General features: G+C 67.3%; 13 protein-coding genes. 3 read left to right on the top strand and 10 right to left on the bottom strand.

Features of this window, described 5'->3' with window-relative positions; translation table 11 throughout:
- Positions 1 to 108: 108 nt before the first annotated feature.
- Positions 109 to 807: a hypothetical protein gene (locus JOF56_RS54035; protein WP_209647202.1), complete on the top strand. Its 699-nt coding sequence runs from the start codon at positions 109 to 111 to the stop codon at positions 805 to 807.
- On the opposite strand, the gene fadD8 is transcribed toward JOF56_RS54035, so the two are convergent.
- From fadD8 to JOF56_RS54005, 6 genes are read right to left on the bottom strand one after another with little or no spacing between them, the layout of a single operon-like run.
- Positions 749 to 2,320: a fatty-acid--CoA ligase FadD8 gene (fadD8, locus tag JOF56_RS54030; protein WP_209647200.1), complete on the bottom strand. Its 1,572-nt coding sequence runs from the start codon at positions 2,318 to 2,320 to the stop codon at positions 749 to 751. The genes JOF56_RS54035 and fadD8 overlap by 59 nt on opposite strands.
- Positions 2,317 to 3,486, bottom strand: coding sequence for a thiolase C-terminal domain-containing protein (locus tag JOF56_RS54025; RefSeq protein ID WP_209647198.1), 1,170 nt, complete (start codon positions 3,484 to 3,486; stop codon positions 2,317 to 2,319). Before JOF56_RS54025 ends, fadD8 begins: the two co-directional genes overlap by 4 nt.
- Positions 3,483 to 4,646 (bottom strand): thiolase family protein, encoded by a 1,164-nt coding sequence (locus JOF56_RS54020; RefSeq protein WP_209647196.1) that lies wholly within the window; start codon positions 4,644 to 4,646, stop codon positions 3,483 to 3,485. The genes JOF56_RS54025 and JOF56_RS54020 overlap by 4 nt, the downstream gene beginning before the upstream one ends.
- A complete protein-coding gene (locus tag JOF56_RS54015) occupies positions 4,643 to 5,710 on the bottom strand; it encodes a thiolase family protein (protein WP_209647194.1) in 1,068 nt (355 codons plus the stop codon). Before JOF56_RS54015 ends, JOF56_RS54020 begins: the two co-directional genes overlap by 4 nt.
- Positions 5,703 to 6,158, bottom strand: coding sequence for a Zn-ribbon domain-containing OB-fold protein (locus JOF56_RS54010; RefSeq protein ID WP_209647193.1), 456 nt, complete (start codon positions 6,156 to 6,158; stop codon positions 5,703 to 5,705). The genes JOF56_RS54015 and JOF56_RS54010 overlap by 8 nt, the downstream gene beginning before the upstream one ends.
- Positions 6,155 to 6,580, bottom strand: a complete 426-nt coding sequence (locus JOF56_RS54005; protein WP_209647191.1) for a Zn-ribbon domain-containing OB-fold protein — start codon at positions 6,578 to 6,580, stop codon at positions 6,155 to 6,157. The genes JOF56_RS54010 and JOF56_RS54005 overlap by 4 nt, the downstream gene beginning before the upstream one ends.
- A 178-nt stretch (positions 6,581 to 6,758) precedes the next feature.
- On the opposite strand from JOF56_RS54005, the gene JOF56_RS54000 reads away from it, so the two are divergent.
- The gene (locus tag JOF56_RS54000; protein WP_209647190.1) at positions 6,759 to 7,196 is read left to right on the top strand and encodes an SRPBCC family protein; all 438 of its coding nucleotides are present in this window, start codon (positions 6,759 to 6,761) and stop codon (positions 7,194 to 7,196) included.
- On the opposite strand, the gene JOF56_RS53995 is transcribed toward JOF56_RS54000, so the two are convergent.
- Positions 7,171 to 8,088 (bottom strand): LysR family transcriptional regulator, encoded by a 918-nt coding sequence (locus JOF56_RS53995; protein WP_209647188.1) that lies wholly within the window; start codon positions 8,086 to 8,088, stop codon positions 7,171 to 7,173. The genes JOF56_RS54000 and JOF56_RS53995 overlap by 26 nt on opposite strands.
- Positions 8,089 to 8,137: 49 nt before the next feature.
- On the opposite strand from JOF56_RS53995, the gene JOF56_RS53990 reads away from it, so the two are divergent.
- On the top strand, positions 8,138 to 9,073 hold the full coding sequence (locus JOF56_RS53990) for a Gfo/Idh/MocA family protein (protein ID WP_209647187.1): 936 nt from the start codon (positions 8,138 to 8,140) through the stop codon (positions 9,071 to 9,073).
- 36 nt (positions 9,074 to 9,109) lie between these two features.
- Here JOF56_RS53990 and JOF56_RS53985 read toward each other — a convergent pair whose 3' ends face one another.
- From JOF56_RS53985 to JOF56_RS53975, 3 genes are read right to left on the bottom strand one after another with little or no spacing between them, the layout of a single operon-like run.
- On the bottom strand, positions 9,110 to 9,919 hold the full coding sequence (locus JOF56_RS53985) for a hypothetical protein (protein ID WP_209647185.1): 810 nt from the start codon (positions 9,917 to 9,919) through the stop codon (positions 9,110 to 9,112).
- Between the two features lie 33 nt (positions 9,920 to 9,952).
- Positions 9,953 to 14,443, bottom strand: a complete 4,491-nt coding sequence (locus JOF56_RS53980; protein WP_209647183.1) for an nSTAND1 domain-containing NTPase — start codon at positions 14,441 to 14,443, stop codon at positions 9,953 to 9,955.
- 60 nt (positions 14,444 to 14,503) lie between these two features.
- On the bottom strand, positions 14,504 to 14,770 hold the full coding sequence (locus tag JOF56_RS53975; RefSeq protein ID WP_209647181.1) for a hypothetical protein: 267 nt from the start codon (positions 14,768 to 14,770) through the stop codon (positions 14,504 to 14,506).
- Between the last annotated feature and the right edge of the window lie 95 nt (positions 14,771 to 14,865).

Genomic DNA, 14,865 nt, shown 5'->3' with positions numbered 1-14,865 from the left:
TGTAAGCACACATCTCCGCCCGTCGGGGGATGTCCAGCAAGGCCTGCCGCAGGTGGACAAACAAAGCGTGGCGCGGATGGGCACCTTGATGGCGCGCACGGTGGCGAGATGATCCACGAGCCCGGCGGGAAGAGAACCAAGATCCGCAACGGCAAGAGCAAGGTCGTGAGCACCGGCAAGCGCCCCAACCGCCGTCCTGCGCCACCCTCGGAGAGCTGCACTCAGTCGACGCCCGAGTACTGTCACACCCCCGGATCGCAGGATCTCGGACCACACATGACGATCGCTCTGTGGTTCGCCACGGTGACAGGTAACCCAGGTTTGGATGGGGCGTGCGTACCTTATTCAGGTCTGGCCGAGTGCGTGGTGCCCATGAACCTTCGCAGTGGCGACAGGCTGACCGAGCAGTTGAAGCAGTGGAAGGCCTTCACCGGTATCGCCGAGGAGGTCGGCCGTTTGGTCGCCAAGGGACAGACGTTCGGGAGCAACGACTACCACTACAGCAAGATGGGCATCGCCAAGGCGGGCTGGAACCTCGTCAAGGACTTGGCGAACGTGGCAGGCGCGGTGCCCCAGATGCTGATCGGCAACGACCCGATCTCCCTGCTGACCGGCTCGTTCGATCTGGACTGGCAGGTCGTCGGCTACGAGAACGACAGACTTGATCCAGTCCTATCGCTTCAGATTGCCTGCCTGAAACCCGGCCGGTCCGGTGTGGACGCGATGCCCACACCGGACCGGAATGGTCTCAGGAAACCGCGTACTTGGCGCGCAGCGCCTTCTTGTCGGGCTTGCCGAGTGCCGTGACCGGCAGTGAGTCCGCGACGATGATGTTCTTGGGAACGTGCACCGATCCCTTTCGGTCGCGCACTGACGACTTGATTTCCTCAGTGAGTCCTTCGATGGATTCGGGGGTCTCGCGCAGCACGACGATCGCAGTCACCGCCTCGCCCCACTTCTCGTCGGGGGTACCGATCACGCCGACCTGGGCGACGGCCGGATGCTCGGCCACGACGTCCTCCACTTCGCGGGGGAAGACGTTGAATCCGCCGGTGACGATCATGTCTTTGATCCGGTCGACGATGAACCAGAATCCGTCCTCGTCCTCTCGGGCGACGTCGCCGGTGTGCAGCCAGCCGTCGCGGAACGTCTCGGCGGTGATATCGGGCAGGTTCCAGTATCCGGCGGCGAGCAGGGGACCGGCGACGCAGATCTCCCCGGGCTCACCGGGTTTCACCGGATTGCCGTCCGGGTCGAGCAATGCCGTGCGCAGGAAGGCCGAGGGGCGCCCGCAGGAGGACAGCCGTTTGTCGTCGTGGTCGCCTTTGGCGAGGTAGCTGATCGCCATGGGTGCTTCGGACTGGCCGTAGAACTGCGCGAAGATCGGCCCGAACCGGTCGATCGCCTCACGCAACCGGACCGGGTTGATGGCCGCTGCTCCATAGTAGACCGTCTGCAACGACGACAGGTCACGGGTTTGCGAGTCGGGGTGGTCCATCAGCGCGTACAGCATGGTCGGCACCAGCATGGTCGCGGTGATCCGCTGTTCCTCGATGACGCGCAACACCTCGGCCGGGTCGAACCTCGGCAGTACGACCAGGGAGCCGCCCTTGATCAGGGTGGGGCCGAAGAACGCGGCCCCGGCGTGGGAAAGCGGTGTGCAGATCAGGAACTTCGGGGATTCCGGCCACTCCCATTCGGCGAGCTGGATCTGGGTCATGGTCGCCATTGTCCGGGCGGTTCCCATGACACCCTTGGGTTTGCCGGTCGTCCCGCCGGTGTAGGTGATCGAGACGACCTGGTCCGGTGGCAATTCGGCGGGCACCAGTGGTTGTGGGTCGAAACTGGCCGCCGTCGCGACGAGATCCTTGCCCGCGTGGGCCAGTTTCTCCGGCACCGGCCCGATGGTGAGGACCTGGGTCAGGCCCGGGACCTTGTCGAGCAGGCCGAGCGCACGATCGACGAACGCCGGGACCGGGTCGATGATCAGGGTCGTGATGCCCGCGTCGTTGAGGACGTAGGCGTGGTCGTCGAGCGAACCCAACGGATGCAACGCCGAGCGCCGGGCTCCTTGCATCTGGCCGGCGCCGATGATCAGCAGAACCTCGGGACGGTTGAGCGACAGCAGCGCCACCGCTGCGCCCGTACCGGCCCCGAGCGCCTCGAAAGCCTGGGCGTACTGGCTGATCTGCTCGGCTGTCTGGCCGCCGGTCATGGTGGTCTCGCCCAGCACCAGCACCGGCTTGTCCCGGTGGCGTTTCAGGGCGGCGACGGTGAGATGACCGAGGTGGTTGCCAGACCGCATCGTCTGCTCGTTCATTGCATTCCTTTCCCATACAGCGTGACCACGCACGCGCCGCCCAGTCCGAGATTGTGGGCCAGGCCCAGCCGTGCGCCCGGCACCTGCCGGTCGCCGGCCTGCCCGCGCAGCTGCCAGGTGAGTTCGGCGCACTGGGCGAGCCCGGTGGCGCCCAGCGGATGTCCTTTGGAGATCAGCCCGCCCGACGGGTTGACCACCCATTGGCCGCCGTAGGTCGTCGCCCCCGACTCGGCCAGGTGACCGCCCTTGCCCTCGGCGCACAGGCCCAGTGCCTCATAGGTGATGATCTCGTTGATCGAGAAGCAGTCGTGCAGCTCGATCACGTCCACATCGGACACGGTTACGCCTGCGCTGCCGAAGACCTCCTGGGCGGCCTGCCGAGTCATCGGGGCGCCGACCACATCGATCATCGACCCGGAATCGAAGGCGGACGAAGTGTCGGTGACCAGGCTTTGCGCGAGAATCTCGACGGCATTCTCCTGGGCGAACCGTTCGCTGACGAGAACCGCCGCGGCCGCGCCGTCCGACATGGGGGAGCACTGCGATCGCGTGAGCGGGCCGTGCACGGGCTTGTCCGCCAGCACTTCGGCGAGCGTGTACGGCCGTTGGAACTGTGCGAGCGGGTTTCGGGTGGAGTGCTCGTGATTTTTCACGGCCACGCTTGCGAGTTGTTCGACCGTGGTTGCGTGGCGCTGCATGTGTTCGTTGGCCGCGTGACCGAAGAACTGTGCAGTCATCGGCGCCTGCGCCCAGCCGTACTTCGGCACCATGATGCCGATATGATTGTCTATTGTGGTCACACCGGACGCGGTGCCACTCATTGAATCCTTGGTCATCTGCTCGAACCCGACCGCCAGCACGATGTCGGCAAGTCCGGTTTGGACCCATTCGCGGGCGAGTAGCAAGGCCGTGGACCCGGTGGCGCAGTTGTTGTTGACGTTGACCACAGGAATACCGGTCATCCCCACTTCGTACAACGCGCGCTGGCCTGCGGCTGAGGGCTGGAACACGTAACCGACTGCGGCCCGTTGCACCTGGTCGTAGGTGATTCCCGCGTCAGCCAGCGCATTCCCGACCGCTTCGGCCACCATTTGCGGGTAGGTCAACCCGTTGGTGCCGATCTTGTCGAACTTGGTCATGCCGACGCCCGCGACGAAAACTTTCACCGTGTGCTCCCTGGTTTGGCGCTGCCGACCACCCACAGCGCGTGGAACTGGGAGGCGCCGCCCATGGCGTGCCCGATGGCCAGGCGTGCCCCGTCGACCTGGTGCGCACCGGCCGTTCCCCGGACCTGGAGGGCGGCTTCGGCGAACCGGAGCAGGCCGGTCGCGCCGGTCGGATTGCCCGACAGCACGCCACCCGACGGGTTGACCGGGATGTCACCGTCGAACGCGGTGCGGTCCTTCTCCACGAGCCGCCAGCCGCCGTGCAGCTCCGCCAGTCCGATGTTCTCCAGCCAGATCGGCTCGTACCAGCTGTACGGGATGTAGAGTTCGGCGACGTGGATCTGGCCCAGCGGATCGTCGATACCTGCCTGACGGTAGGCATCGGCCGCGCATTCCTGGCCTGCCTTGGGGTTCACCTCGTCGCGGCCGGCGAAATGCCCGGTCTCGGTTCGCCAGGCCATGCCGTGAATCCAGGCGGGCGGACGGGTCGCACTGATGTGTTCTTCACTGGTCACCACGATGGCGCAGGCGCCGTCGGAGGACGGGCATGACTCCAGGTAACGGATGGGATCCCAGAGCATGGGGGAGTCGCGTACCTGCTCGATGGTGATGTCGGGCCGCTGCACGTGCGCGTAGGGGTTTCGGGTGGCGTTGAGCCGATGGTTGACGGCCACTTTCCAGCCGATGTGCTCAGGTGCCTCCGCGCGCCGGATGTACTCACGGATGACAGGCGCGAAATGCCCGCCCGCACCGGCACCGAGTTGGGCGCTGAACGGCAGCCCACGCGACAGTGCCCAGGTGAAGTTGCCTTCGGATTCCTTGGCATAGGCCACAACGAGCACACGCTTGGCCAGCCCGGCTTCGACCAGGTGCGCGCCGTAGATCGCGGCGTGGCCGCCGACACTGCCGCCGGTGAAGACCCGCGTGACCGGCAGTCCGACCGCGCCCATCGCGTCGGCCAGATACAGCTCGGGATTCATCACGCCGTCGAACAGGTCAGGGGTCTTGCTCAGCACAACCGCGTCGATGTCGGCGAAAGTGAGTTCCGCGTCGGCCATCGCCTCGGTCACGGCCTCACGGACCATCGCGCCGATCGTGACCTCACGGCGTTTGGCCTGTTTGCTCTGGCCGATGCCGACCACGGCGAGTGCGCTGCTCATCCGGCCTCCATGAGACAGACGAGATTCTGTTGCAGCGCAGGGCCGTTCGTGGCGTGCGCGAGGGCACAGCCGGCCTCACCTGCCAGGAGCCGGTGAGCCGCTTCGCCGATCCGGATCAGCCCGGTCGCGGTCGCGGGATGGCCGGCCAGCGGTCCGCCGGAGGGATTGATCTGCGCGCCATTCAGCCCGAGCGCGGCGGTCAGCAGCGGCTCCTGATGGCTGTACTCGGTGTGCAGCTCGGCCACTTCCACGTCCTGAGCGGTGAACCCGGCCAGCTCAGCCGCCCGTTTCATGGCGATTCGCGTGGAGTCCGATGTGGTCAGATCCCGCATGCCCGGGTAGTGGGTGTCCATCCGGTGATCGACGCCACGCACCCAGGCCGGGCGCTCGGCGAGTTCGGCCGCCTTGCCGCCTGCGGCCAGCACAATGACCGCCGCAGCGTCTCCTGTCGGGGAGACGTCGTGCGCGCGCAGCGGCGAGCAAACGTATGGCGCTGCCAGCAATTCGTCGACCGTGACGTGCCCGGACGTCTGCGCCCACGGGTTCTCGACCGCCGAGTCAAGGCTGCGGACCACGATCTCGGCGAGGTGCCGTTCGCTGGTCAGTCCGGCCTGGACCATCGCGCACGCCTGGATGCCCGCGATGGCATCGGGATGCGGCCGCAGCGGAGCCAGGAAGTACGGATCGAGCTGTGCGGGCATGACCTGCCCGAGGTCCTGGGCAAGGGACCCGCGGCCGACGCCGTACACCAGCGCGATGTCTCCCTGCCCGAGCTGCAGCCACGCCCACGCCTCGGCGAACGCCCAGGCAGCGTCCATCTCGACGTGCGATTCCGAGATCGGCGGCCAGGCTCCCACCGCGTCCAGCGACTCGATGTACGCGAACGTGCGGCCCTCGAAGAAGTCGTGACTGCCGGAGGCGATGAAGTCGATGTCGTCGCGTTCGATTCCCGCCGCCGTCATCGCCTCGCGGATCACCGGGAGCAGGATCTCGGCCATGTCGTCCTGCCGGTTCGCGGCCAGGCACGGCGACTGGGCGAAGGACACGATGGCCACGTCACGCATCGGGCACCGGCCGGAAATGCAGGATGCTCGTCATCGACGTGGTGAGCTGATCGTCGGGTGCCCACACCGGCTCGACTTCCATCCCGATGTGCACCTCGTCGGGCGGGACTTCGCGCACGAGGTGCATCAGTCGCGTGGCGGCGCCGTGCACCTGGATGTGCGCCACCACGTACGGCGGCTCGATGGTCTGGCCGGGGAAAGGGAAGTTCACGACACAGAACGTCGAAACGACGCCCCGGCCGTCCAATTCGAACGGTTCCGCCAACCGGCTCAGGCAACGCGAACAGAACTCGGGCGAGGGCAGGTACACCTGCTCGCAGACCGGGCACCGGCGCGCCAGCAGGCGACGTTCGGCCAGGCCGCGCAGGAAAACCGAGCGACCGGCGCCCGCGACATAGGTGTAGTCCATCCGGAACGGGCTCGGCATGGTGGTCACCGGTTCGGTCATGCAACCGCCTCGAAGCACTCGATGTCCCGGATGTGACCAACGCGCTCGTCGCGCCACCGTGCCCGCACGCGCAGCCCGGCCCTCATCTCGGAAAAGGTCCCGTCGACAGCATGGAACAGACAACCGACCGTTCCGTCGATCGTGATGAGCGCCCAGGCGAAGTCATGCGGCAACGGGTCACCGGGCCGGGCAGGCACCCAGGTCCACGACGTCACGGTGCCGGTTGCCTCCAGCGGCACGAGCTCCCCGGTCTCCGCACCCGTCTCGGGATCGAACTCCAGTGGCGGGCACAGGACGCCCCGCGCGGACCGGACACCGTAAAGCCGACAGTCCCGCAGGCCACCGAGGAAGGTGCCGATCTTCGGCCCGACCGTGCGCTCGAACGGGAACTCGATCGTGTAAGGAGCACTCAGGCCGGTCATCACACTCCTTGTATTAGAACCTGTTACCTACGCCTGTAGGGGACGTTCGCTGGGAGTAGACGCTATCAATCCACGCTCAACTGAAACAAGTTTCAATATTGCTGCCGGGCCCCGGCGCGGCGGCCGGGACAGCCGGTGGGATTGTGTGACCAGCAACCACAGGAGACTGGGAGTTCTCATGGGCAAGGTCACCGCCGTGGCGGAGCGCACGATCGACGCCCCGGCCGAGAAGGTCCGGGCACTGGTCGCCGACTACGCCGACAGCCGGCCGAAGATCCTCACCGAGCAGTACTTCGACTATCTTCTTGTCGAGGGCGGCACCGGCGCGGGCACGAAGGCGAGCTGGAAGCTGCAGGCCACGTCGAAGCGGGTGCGGGACGTCGCGGCCACGGTGAGCGAGCCGGAGCCGGGCACCCTGGTCGAGAAGGACGCCAACTCCACCATGGTCACCACGTGGACAGTGCGTGAGGCGGACGGCAAGAGCCTCGTGCGGATCGAGACCAGCTGGGAAGGCGTGGGCGGCATCGGCGGCTTCTTCGAGAAGACCTTCGCGCCGGGCGGCCTCAAGCGGATCTACGACGGCGTGCTGGTCAAACTCGCCGAGCTAGCTGCTTGAGGACGAGGTCGATCACCGGCGAGGTCTGTGCTCCTTGCGGCACTGCGGCGAAGATGTGGCGCCGGGGTGCCGGGTCGGTGATCGGCCGGATGACCAGACCATCTGGAAGGGCGCGTTGTGCCAGGCGTGGGATCAACGCCACGCCGTGACCGTGGGCGACAAGTTGGGCCACGGCCTGCCAGTCGTTGGTCTGGTGCGCGACGTCAGGAACGAATCCGGCGGCTGCGCACGCGGTCGTGGTGATCGCGCCACAGCAGCCCTGACCGTCGCCGGATATCCAGGATTCCGCCGCCAGTGCGATGAGGTCGATCCTGTCTTCGGAGGCCAGCGGGTGATCGCTGGGCAATGCCGCGTCCAGTTCGTCCGGGCCCAGGTCAACGCGGTGATACCGAGGATCCGTGGTAGCCGGGGAGCCGGCGAAGCTCACCGCGAGCGCGACCGTGAGATGCCCGGCGTCGAGCTGATCGAACAGTTCGGGTGGTTCGGCTTCGCACAACCGGATCTTGAGCGCCGGCGCTTGGGCGCGGACGTTGTTGAGGAACTCCGGCAGCAGTCCGGTGATCGCGGTGGGGAACGCGCCGATCGTGACCGTGCCGTGGGTGATGTCGTCCCAGGAGTCGAGGTCATGCCGGGCGCGCTCGATATGGGCGAAGACTGCGTCGGCGTGGGCCAGCAACGTCCGTGCGCGAGGCGTCAGCACGACTCGACGGCCTTCGGGCTGCGTCACCGGGAATCCGAGGTGCCGCGAGAGCCCGGCGAGCTGCTGGGATACCGCCGAGGCAGTCAGATGCAACGCCGTGGCCGTGGCGGTGATGCTGCCTCTTTCCCGGAATTCGCGGAGTACCCGCAGGCGGCGGAGATCATCCATGAAGTCCGTGCTTAACGGTTTCATTAATACATCGTAGCTATACCTTACGCGTCGTGAGGTTCAGGCTGAGTACATGGACAAGATCAGGCTGGGCGTCGTCGGGCTCGGCGCCATCGGTGCCGAGATGCTCGACGCGGCCGCGAAACACCCGGATTTCAGCGTGCTGCGTGCCGCCGACCTCGATCAGGGCGTGCTCGACCGCCTTGGGCACGTTCATCCAGGCGTCTTGTTCGGCACGGATGCCTCGGCAGTGGTCCGTGCTGCCGACCTGGATGCCGTGTATCTCGCTACTCCACCGGCGCTCCACGCTCCGCTGGCTAATCAGGCGCTGGACTCCGGCAAGGCAGTGTTCAGCGAGAAACCTTTGGCGATCAGTCTCGCCGACGGGCAACGAATGCGGGACGCGGCCGCGCGAACCGGCCTGGCCAACGCGGTGAACTTCGCATTGTCCGACCGGCACGCCGTCCTCGAGATCGAACGCGGGCTTCGTGGACCGGTTCGCGGCGTGGACATCCGGTTGCAGTTTCCGGGCTGGCCACGGGACTTCCAGTCCACCGCGACCTGGGTCGCCGGCCGGGAGCAGGGTGGTTTCGTCCGCGAAGTGCTGTCCCACTTCGTGTACCTGACCGACAGGTTGCTTGGTCCACTGCGGACGGAGTACGTGAGCGTCGACTTTCCGGGCAGTGGCAGCGAGATCGCTGCGCGCGGCCTGCTTCGGGCGGGTGACGTACCCGTGCACGTATCGGCTGTGGCGGGCCTTGCTGGGCCTGAGGCGTATGAGTGGATTCTTTGGGGTGCCGAGCGTTCCTACCTGCTGCGGGACTGGGGTGAGCTGTTCGTTTCGGACGGCGGCTCCTGGGAACCCGTTACCCTGCAAGGTGAGCGGGGTTCGGAGTTCACGCGGCTCACGCTGTTCGCCGAGGCGATCCGTGGCGGCGCCCCGGCGGATCTGGCTGATTTCGACGCCGCTTTGCGCGTCCAGCACATCATTGAGGCGTTCCACCAATGAGACCGGACAACCGGAAAACTCCTGCTCCTGCCGTGATCATGGGCCTGGGCGGGTGTTGTGGACTTCGGCGAGGTCGTCGGCTGTGACGAGGCGGTATTCGGCGATTCGTTTGCCGACGGCGAAGCGGGGGTTCTGGATGCGGCCCTGTCTTGCCTCGGAGTAGGGGTCGGCGAGTTCGCCGAAGGCGACGCGGGAGATGGCGCGGATTGCGTCGTCGACGCGTTGGGGGCGTTCGAGGTTCCAGGCGTTGCCGGAGCGCCAGTCCCGGACGCGTTCGTAGATTCGGCGGTTGGTGGGCGGGAAGGGGGAGTCGTCGTCGCCGGCGAGCCAGGGTTCGGCCAGGGCGAGGGCGACGTACCACTCCTTGGAGTATCTGGCCAGCTGTCCCTTGCGGATGTGCGGCTTGTGTTCGGTGTCGCGGCGACTGGGGGTGATCGATTCGTCACCGGTTGGCTGGCGGGCGGTGATGGCGAAGGTCAGCAACAGATCTGTGTACAACTCGTGGCCGACCTGTCTGCCGGCGAGTACGACGAGTTCGTTCTTGCCCAGGTCGAGCATGGCTGACATGCCACGCACGAGCGTCACCCGGCGGGCTCCGCCTGGTGCGTCCAGCAGACTCGACAGGCGGCCTTCACCTGCGCCCAGCCATCGCAGTATCGCGGCTTCCTGGCCGACGACCAGTTCGGCGAGTACGCCGGAGACGTGTGGGGCGCAGCCTGGCAGCCGCAGGGCGACGCGGCCGGGCCGCGGCGGACTGCTGTGTGGGTCGCGGCCGAAGACCAGGCGCTCCCCCGACTCGAATCGCACCGGATGCAGATCGCTTCCGCGCACCATGGCCTGCAGCATGCCGCCGATTCTCCATCGAGAACACGGCGTGTGTCAGCGGCAGCCGGTGTTACCCAGGTTGTCCGGAGCCGAGTCGATGAGGTTCACGCACACCTGGCGGGCTGCGTCGTCCGGGTCGAGGTGCCATACGGCGACGTCTGTGTCCGTGCCGCCGCTGGCCAGGCGGGTGCCGTCCGGCGAGAACGTGAGCTCGTTGAGTGACGACCGGTGGGCGTTGAGGTTGGCAAGCAGGCCATGGCCGGGGTCGGCGAGGTTCCACAGCCGGACTGTGGAGTCCTCGGCAGTCACCGACGCGACGGTACGGCCGTCCGGGGAGATCGCGATCCGGCGGATGGTGGACGGGTGCGGGCCGAATTCTTCACGCAGTTTTCCGGTGACGGCGTCACGGATCTGCAGGAGGCCGGTGGTGCCCGCGGTGATCACGGATCCGCCGTCGGGTGTGTAGGCGACGGTGTTGAGTGTGTCGGAACCGAGCGGGATCCGTTTCTCGTCGGTGAAGCCGGGAGCACGCCAGGTCACCATGCTCGCCGCTGTGTCGCCGTCCGGGTCCGTGCCGGCGACCCCGAGGCCGGACGTGCTGGTGAGGGCGAGCAACCGGTCGCTAGTGGGCGAGAAGGTCAGGTCCAGCGGCCAGTGGCGGTCCATGTCGATCACCGTGCGTTCGGTGAGCGTCTCGGTGTCCCAGACAGTGATTTTGAAGTCCTGGCCGGTGAGTTTCGGGTCCGCCGGCTGGTGCACGGCCGCGAGCCACCGGCCATCCGGCGACACCGCCATGGCGCCGCGACCGAGGAACGTCCGTCCGGGAAGCGTGACCGTACGAGGTTTTGCGCCAGGCGGGGTGGCGGTGAAGGTGGCATTGCCCGTGCCGGTGATCCGTGTGCTGTCGGGCAGGTAGGCGACGGCAAGAACTCCGCCGCTCTGCTCGGTTGCCCGGCTGGTCTCGGTACCCGACTTAGTGTCCCATGTGTACAGTCCGCTGTCGGCGTCACCGGCCGTGATCTCCTTGCCGTCCGGGCGGAATGCAAGGCTCATCACGGACGCGCGAGGCTCGGTGTACCAGCTCCTGTTGGTGTGCCAGCGTTGAATCGTGCCGTCGCTGTGTGCGGCGACCGGGGTGCGGCCGTCGCGGGAGACCGCGAGCGCGTTGACCGTCGAGCCGGCCGTGGTGCCCGCATGTGGGCCTTGTGTCAGGTCGCCCAGGAAGGTCCCGTTGCCCGGGTCCCATTCGGTGATCGAGTTGAGGGCACTGTTGGTGTAGAGGGTTCTGCCGTCGGGGCTGAACGCCAATGCTGTCGGTCCTTGCGCCTGGTTTGTCCCTGCCTGGCGCGTGACGTCCGGGAACGCCAGGACCGGCGCGCCGGTGTGCGGATCCCACAGCCGGATCATGTTGTCGGCCAGGCTGGAACTGGCCAGCAGCCGGCCCGAGAAGGTCACCTGGACCGGCACGATGCCGTTGGGCCCGCGGAAAGTCGTGGTGTCGGCGTGTTCGGTACGCCTGCTGACCTGGGTCGCCGTGGCGGTGTCCCACAACTCGACGCTGCCGTCACCGCGGCCGACAGCCAGCCGGTCGCCAGTCGTGCTGTACGCAACGCTCAACGAGTCGCCGATGCCCTTGGCGATCGTCCTGATCAGCTTGCCCGTCCGGGGGTCCCACTCGGCGACGCCGCGTGTGTCGTCCTCCTGTACCGACAAGGCCGCCACGGCTTTCCCGTCGGGTCGCCATGAGAGTTGCGCGATCGCGGGCAGCTTGTCTTCCAGCCGGGACACGAGCTTGCCTGTGGTGACATCCCAGATCCGTATCCCGCTGTTGCTGACCTCGCCGCCGAGTTGCGACGTGGCCAGCAGCTTTCCGTCGGGCGAGAACCGTACCGTGGAGATGAGCCCAGCCCCGGTGATGTCAGTGGGCAACGGCTTGCCGGCCTCGGTGTCCCAGACCATGATCTTGCCCTCGCCGGCGCCGATCGCGATCAGCCTGCCGTCCGGGCTGACGTCGACTGCGGACACATTGGACAGTCCGGATGAGAACGTGGCCGGGTAGGTGATCAGCGGCGCGGACAACAACGCGCCCCGGGCCTCGGTCGTCTGGCTGATCCGCCAGCCCTCGACGGATTTGCGCATGGCCCCGACCGGGTCCACCTCCGCTTCGGCCCGCGCCTCGGCGGCCAGCTGTCGCGATTGTGCATCCTGTCGTTGTTGTTCGGCCTCACTACGTGCGACCACTGCGATCACGCCTGCGACGAGTGCGCCGGCTAGAAGTGTGGCGAGCACGGCCACGAGACCTTGCAGGCGCCTGGTTCGGCGCCGTCGTTCCCGGTCGCTGGCGCGCAGGAACGTGCGCTCGTCCGGCGTGAGGTCGGTCCGTCCACCTGCCCAGTCCTGTGCTGCGGCAAGCCGTGCGCCCCGGTAGAGGTCCGCACGGTCCCGGCCGCTTGTCTGCCACCCGACGGAGGCCGCGCCGAGTTGCTGGCGGACGAGCAGGCCCTGCCGGTCCTCGGCCACCCATCCCCGTAGTCGGGGCCACGCGGTCAGCAACGCGTCGTGGGACAACTGGACATGGTCGCGGTCGATCGTGACGAGCCGAGCGGCGACAAGGCTTTCCATGACACGGTTGGGCACTTCCGCGCGGTTTGCCCAGCGTCGCGCGATGCCACCGCCGTCGAGCAGCGTGACCATCCGCAGCAACGCGGCCCGCAGCGCGTGCCGGTCATATTCCTGAAGGCGGGCGTACATGCTGTCGGCGGTCAACGCCACCGCCCGGTCCACCCCGCCGGTCTGCTGGTATCCCGCCAGCGTCAACCGGTTGCCCATCCTGTTGCGCCACGTCTCCCGCAGCGCGTGGGCGAGCCGGGGCAGGGCACCGAGATCGTTGCCCACGCCGACATCCGTGATGAGCCGGTCAACGAGACCAGGCTCAAGTTCAAGACCTGCGGCTTCGGCAGGGCTCGTGATCACCCGTGCCAGTTCCCGGGAGGTCATCGGTCCCAGCACGTATGGCGTGTCCAGCGACGGCTTCAAGGGCGCGAGAGTGATGAACTGCTCGACGAAGTCCGCACGCGTGGCGAGCACGACACGCGCAGGCCACGCATGCGCGAGCGCGGTCGCAAACGCTTCACGCTCTCGAGGATCAGCGCACTGCGTGAACAACTCCTCGGCTTGGTCGACCACGATCAGCATCGGCGCGTCCACCCCGGCGACGGCCGCCTGGCACATCGCGCCGAACGTCTCGGGCCGCTCGTACAGTTGCCACGCCAGGTAACGCGGGTCGGCGCGAAGGAAAGGCGCCATACGCGCGGCCAGCGTCCCGATCGGGCGCTCGCCGGGCGTCATCGCCAACTGTGGCGCCGTTTTGACGACACGGGCGTGCGCGGCTAGCAGCCCGGCTTGCAGCAACGACGACTTGCCCGCGCCCGAGGCACCGACCACGACCAGCGGCCCGGAGTCCGCCCGCAGCCGGGACAGCCGCGCGAGCAGATCACGTACGGCCTGCTCCCGGCCGAAAAACCACTGGCTGTCCCCGGCACCGAAACTCTGCAGACCCGGGTACGGGCAGTGGTCGCGGATCACGTCGGTGGTGTCGCCTGGTGGCGGCGCTGTGTGCTGCCCATCGCCGACCGTGGCCAGCAGCCGGACGAAGTAGGACTGGCCGTGATCGTCGGTGCTTGGCACGTCGAGGGGCGCGTTTGCCGACGGCTCGGTGAGGACCGCTGTCGCTGCCGCCATGAGCTCGCCCGCGCTCGGGTAGCGGCGGCGGGGATCCTTGTTCATGCCGGTCTGGATGATGAGATCGATCGAGGGCGGGATGCCCCGGCTGAACAGCGAGGCCGCCGGGGGCGGATCGTTGAGTTGCGCGGTCAGCTTGCCGACCGAATCCGTGGCGGGGAAAGGAACCCGTCCGGTGAGGCACTGGAACAGCACGCACGCCAACGAGTACACGTCCGAAGCGGGCCCGGCCTCGCCCTGAGTCAGGCGTTCCGGTGCCATGTAGTCCAGCGTGCCGACGGCGTCGCCGGTTTCGGTCAGCCGGGTGACATCCGGCTCGAACAGCCGGGCGATGCCGAAGTCGGCCAGGTAGGCGGCGCCGTCGGCGTCCAGCAGGACGTTGGCGGGTTTGACATCCCGGTGCAGCACAGAGCGGGCGTGGGCTGCGTCGAGCGCGGCCGCCACCTGGGTGAGGATCTCGACTGCCCGCTCCGGCGCGAGCGGCCCGTCGCCCAGCAGCCGCTTGAGATCGGGTCCGTCGATCAGCTGCATGTCCAGGTACAGACGGCCGTTGATCTCGCCGTGCGCGTGGACCGGCACCACGTGCGGTGCACGGATCTGCTCGGCGATCCTGGCCTCGCGCCGGAAGCGGTTCTCGAACTCCTGGGCCGCCAGAAGCGGCAGACGCTTGAGCGCCACGTACCGCTCGTGCACGGTGTCGAAGGCGCGGTGCACCTCGCCCATGCCACCTCGGCCGAGCAGTTCCTCGATCCGGTACGGTCCGAACAACTCGGGTGCCGCGTTCACTGAGACCGTGTCGGTCATGCTCGACCCTCCCAGTCGTTGCGCGGCAAGCCTATTGCCAAGGGACACCAACCGGAACGCCTACTGGCATTTGGTGAACACCTCACGTACGGCGGCCGTCCGTGCGGCGTCGGCCAAGCCGTCCCACAGGTAGTGCCGCATCGCTTCCACACAGCCGGTCATGTCCGCGTTGTCCGACTTCAACGCCTTGTTGCGCTCCTCGGCCCGCTGGCGCTCGGCTTCGGCGGTCGCCACCTGGTCGTTCACGCTGGTGAGTTCGTTCTGCCGCTCGTCGAACCGCGCCACCGCGCTCTCGTGATCGTTTCCAGCCACCAGGAACAGTGTCACGAAAACTCCTGCCGACAACAGGAACAACGATGCGAGAACCACCAGTGCGGCCACTCCGGTACGTGCCGGAGACGGTGGAGGCAGTGGAGGCGGAG

It is taken from the genome of Kibdelosporangium banguiense (assembly GCF_017876405.1).
GTDB lineage: Bacteria > Actinomycetota > Actinomycetes > Mycobacteriales > Pseudonocardiaceae > Kibdelosporangium > Kibdelosporangium banguiense.
The sequence above is the reverse complement of the archived record's forward strand: the minus strand, read 5'-3'. Positions and strand labels throughout refer to the sequence as shown.

Coding starts and splice junctions, on each gene's coding strand:
- JOF56_RS54035 (WP_209647202.1), top strand. CDS start 109: ATGATCCACGAGCCCGGCGGGAAGAGAACCAAGATCCGCAACGGCAAG.
- fadD8 (WP_209647200.1), bottom strand. CDS start 2,320: ATGAACGAGCAGACGATGCGGTCTGGCAACCACCTCGGTCATCTCACC.
- JOF56_RS54020 (WP_209647196.1), bottom strand. CDS start 4,646: ATGAGCAGCGCACTCGCCGTGGTCGGCATCGGCCAGAGCAAACAGGCC.
- JOF56_RS54015 (WP_209647194.1), bottom strand. CDS start 5,710: ATGCGTGACGTGGCCATCGTGTCCTTCGCCCAGTCGCCGTGCCTGGCC.
- JOF56_RS54010 (WP_209647193.1), bottom strand. CDS start 6,158: ATGACCGAACCGGTGACCACCATGCCGAGCCCGTTCCGGATGGACTAC.
- JOF56_RS54005 (WP_209647191.1), bottom strand. CDS start 6,580: ATGACCGGCCTGAGTGCTCCTTACACGATCGAGTTCCCGTTCGAGCGC.
- JOF56_RS54000 (WP_209647190.1), top strand. CDS start 6,759: ATGGGCAAGGTCACCGCCGTGGCGGAGCGCACGATCGACGCCCCGGCC.
- JOF56_RS53995 (WP_209647188.1), bottom strand. CDS start 8,088: ATGAAACCGTTAAGCACGGACTTCATGGATGATCTCCGCCGCCTGCGG.
- JOF56_RS53990 (WP_209647187.1), top strand. CDS start 8,138: ATGGACAAGATCAGGCTGGGCGTCGTCGGGCTCGGCGCCATCGGTGCC.
- JOF56_RS53985 (WP_209647185.1), bottom strand. CDS start 9,919: ATGCTGCAGGCCATGGTGCGCGGAAGCGATCTGCATCCGGTGCGATTC.
- JOF56_RS53980 (WP_209647183.1), bottom strand. CDS start 14,443: ATGACCGACACGGTCTCAGTGAACGCGGCACCCGAGTTGTTCGGACCG.